Source organism: Ileibacterium valens, assembly GCF_001945525.1.
Lineage (GTDB): Bacteria > Bacillota_I > Bacilli_A > Erysipelotrichales > Erysipelotrichaceae > Ileibacterium > Ileibacterium valens.
The window spans coordinates 1-2,530 of sequence record NZ_MPJW01000015.1 but is presented as its reverse complement, the minus strand read 5'-3'; the positions used below and the strand labels follow the sequence as shown (position 1 = coordinate 2,530).

The following is a 2,530-nucleotide window of genomic DNA, read 5'->3' as shown; positions in this document are numbered from 1 at the left end:
CCAGATATTTCTGAGTGGCCTTTGTCCAGACGAATGTCATCTTGTTGGCGTTGGCTTCAATTTTTGTTCCATCCAGATAAAGGACAGAAGAGTCTATCTGAGGATCATTCTGTTCGGCATAGCGGTTGAATTCCGTAAAGAGATCCTCCATGCATGGAGTAAGGCATTCCTTCTGAAAGCGGGAAATTGTACCGTAAGAAGGAGTTTCGCCATTGAAAAGGCAGAGCAGACGGATGTCGTGAGAATAAAGTTCTTCCTGCTGCCGCAAAGAGCAGTAGCCATAAAGAGTAAAAGAAATCAGAGCGGCTTTGAGCATGGCGTCTGCTGGGAAATGGCAGGCTGGCCAGGAGGCAAAAGAAGGATAAAGGGCAAGGTCGAGATAATCATCGACAAAGGAACTGACAGTAGTGAAGACAGAATCCATCTCAATATGAGGGAAGAGAGAATGGAGCAGTGGCAAACGGCCCTGAATCGAGTTATAGTGTGTTTGGTAATTTTGTTTATTAAGCATGAACATATTTTACCAAAAAAGGCACCTCATCCATTACGGATCAGGTGCCTCTTTTTATTTTTGGACTGTCAGAAATTTAACAGCCCCTTTAATTTTGAAACAAAAGTAAAAGCTTATCAGTCAGCTGATTCGACTACTTTTTAAGATACAGAATTTCCATGCTGATCATCCAGAAACAATAGATCGTCCAGGTCAGAGGATCAAAATACATTTTGCCCTGAAAAATATATAACATTGGCAGTAAGTCGAAGAGATATAGCAGTGGGACAGCTGTGATCAACAAAGCGAAGGTCATTCCGATGATTTTAACGGAGATATCGACACGACCAGCGCGGATGATAAAACCAAATAATACAGACATTAGCAGTATTACTGCCTGTGGAAGCAGGATCATAACCAGATTAAAATCGTTATCTGCATAAGCAATAGAGCTTGGAGAGAGAAAATAAAGGGCCACGATAAACAGAATGGGATAAAGCAAATAAAGCGTTGAAGAAATGAAGGATTTCTTTTGTCTTTCCATAATTAATTAACTCCTTAATTTAAATGTCCTGATTATTGTAAAACAGATGAACTGTAATCAAGTGAACAATGGGCAAAATGATTCGAATTCGTTTAGAAAATCAATTTCGGGACTTGTTTTTGATATTGTAAATTTTACAAAAGTCAGAAAACAATATCTATTCTTAAAATCTTTGATTTTCGCTGATGTCGATCTGGATAAGTTGTGAATGCATTTCCGCACGTATATGAGTGAATACTTCTAAGGCTTTAATCTCTCAACGTATCGACCTGAGAAATGAGTCAATTCTCATCCCTTAATGGATCTATCCGGATTCAATGGACCAAATAGAAGTCTATGGTCTGTTGTATCGATCAGTTGCTGATCGGAAGGGCAAAAACGATATCTGTGCAGTTCGTTTTCTGGAATCCAGAGTATATTATTGTGCTCAAGTTTTCGAGGATTGCTTTGATTTGGCTTACACGTAAAAAAATGCAGCCGAATTCCGACGTCTGCTTTTTCAACTACATCCAGCAGTCTTAAGTCTTTGACTTCAAAGGCAAGCTCTTCTCTCAATTCTCGCTTCAGACACTCCTCCAGTGTTTCATTGGCTTCTGCTTTTCCTCCCGGAAATTCCCAGAGAAGTCCAAAGTTTTTTTCGGCGGGTCTTTGACAAATCAGAATTTTTCCATCCTGCTGACAGACAGCCGCTGTTACATCGATCATATTTGTTCCTCTTTTCTTACATTTAATATTGCCTGATGCAGTATGAGTCAATCGTGTCTTACTAACTGTTTTTAAAGAAACAGGATTGAACTCGATGTATCTATTTTATCGCGAAAAAAGCAGCAATAGATTTCGAGATGCGTGATAAAGAGCTCAACCAAAAACGGATAAAATCAAAATGAATGAATGCTCAGAATGAATTCCTGGGAAAAGAGATTGACCTTTCTGTTGTTTTGGATTAAGGTAAGCAAGCTGTTTATGGAATTGATTGAAAAATCAGAACTGAAACAGCAGTATTGAATATCCAGACTCCTTTATCTAAAGGCTGAAATCCTTATTTGTGAAAAAATAAAAATAATTCACAAAAAGGGTTGACCGGTGAGGTTTGGAGTGGTATTCTTAATGAGCCTTGTGAGAGACGGATTGTTTCTCACAAGCGAAGTCTTCTTCTGATTGTGAAATTCAAAAAGAAATTCACAAAAAAGTCTTGACTTTGATCAGGACAGGGAGTAAGATAAACAAGCTTGCGAAAGATAAATAAATCTTCACAAATAACTCGTTCTTTGAAAACTTTACAGACAGTATGTACAAGTACCAATTGGTACAGGTTAAACAAACAAACCAAGTACAAGTCAATTCAACCTGAACAATCAAAAAATAAAATAAAACGCAAAAGCGTTGAGTCAAATCAAATGGAGAGTTTGATCCTGGCTCAGGATGAACGCTGGCGGCATGCCTAATACATGCAAGTCGAACGGTATCTTTGGATACAGTGGCGAACGGGTGAGTAA

3 protein-coding genes and 1 rRNA gene are annotated in these 2,530 nt (G+C 38.6%); 1 reads left to right on the top strand and 3 read right to left on the bottom strand.

What is annotated here, in order from left to right; genetic code table 11:
- The 3 genes from BO222_RS00310 to BO222_RS00300 all read right to left on the bottom strand — a co-directional run.
- Positions 1-511, bottom strand: a 511-nt coding sequence (locus BO222_RS00310) for a transposase (protein WP_178390427.1), incomplete at its 3' end; no start/stop codon positions are given.
- 133 nt (positions 512-644) lie between these two features.
- Positions 645-1,034, bottom strand: a complete 390-nt coding sequence (locus tag BO222_RS00305; RefSeq protein WP_075817360.1) for a hypothetical protein — start codon at positions 1,032-1,034, stop codon at positions 645-647.
- 288 nt (positions 1,035-1,322) lie between these two features.
- Positions 1,323-1,739, bottom strand: a complete 417-nt coding sequence (locus tag BO222_RS00300; RefSeq protein WP_075817358.1) for a (deoxy)nucleoside triphosphate pyrophosphohydrolase — start codon at positions 1,737-1,739, stop codon at positions 1,323-1,325.
- Positions 1,740-2,428: 689 nt separating this feature from the next.
- Between BO222_RS00300 and BO222_RS00295 the strand changes: the two genes are divergently transcribed.
- Positions 2,429-2,530 (top strand): 16S ribosomal RNA (locus BO222_RS00295); the annotation flags it as partial.

What these genes read in the sequence shown, in the direction of transcription:
- BO222_RS00300 (WP_075817358.1), bottom strand. Translation starts at nt 1,739, where the DNA reads ATGATCGATGTAACAGCGGCTGTCTGTCAGCAGGATGGAAAAATTCTG.
- BO222_RS00305 (WP_075817360.1), bottom strand. Translation starts at nt 1,034, where the DNA reads ATGGAAAGACAAAAGAAATCCTTCATTTCTTCAACGCTTTATTTGCTT.